1 protein-coding gene is annotated in these 373 nt (G+C 57.6%); it reads right to left on the reverse strand.

What is annotated here, in order from left to right; genetic code table 11:
• Positions 1 to 93 precede the first annotated feature (93 nt).
• Complete coding sequence (locus tag HMPREF2749_RS04915) at positions 94 to 357, reverse strand: hypothetical protein (RefSeq protein ID WP_070593582.1); 264 nt, start codon at positions 355 to 357, stop codon at positions 94 to 96.
• Positions 358 to 373 lie beyond the last annotated feature (16 nt).

Below are 373 nucleotides of genomic sequence, written 5' to 3' on the forward strand. Positions count from 1 at the left end.
ATTTCGAGAGAATTTCAGCGCGCCAGGTGCGCCAGAAAGTGCAGGAGGGGCGGCCCAAGGTTTCCCCTGAACCGCCCCCCCTGACTGCTTCGATTAGCCCGCGAAAGTCACCGCCCAATGACCATTTACCGGGTCGTGCTGCTCGGCTCCAAACGTGGAGGACGTGCTAAGAATCGTGAAGCCCGCCCGCTCCAGCATCCAAAGCATTTCTAGTTGCTGCTCCTGCGGGGTGTCGAAGAACTTAATGTAGCTCTTGGCCTCTTCCAACAGGGGCGTAAAGGCTTCCGCGCCGGGTGCCTCGCTCATGGCAAGCTGAACCGCTACGTTGCCGGTATAGCTACCCTTGACCTCATACATGATTTTCTCCTAACTG

It is taken from the genome of Rothia sp. HMSC075F09 (genome assembly GCF_001810515.1).
GTDB lineage: Bacteria > Actinomycetota > Actinomycetes > Actinomycetales > Micrococcaceae > Rothia.

What these genes read in the sequence shown, in the direction of transcription:
- HMPREF2749_RS04915 (WP_070593582.1), bottom strand. Translation starts at nt 357, where the DNA reads ATGTATGAGGTCAAGGGTAGCTATACCGGCAACGTAGCGGTTCAGCTT.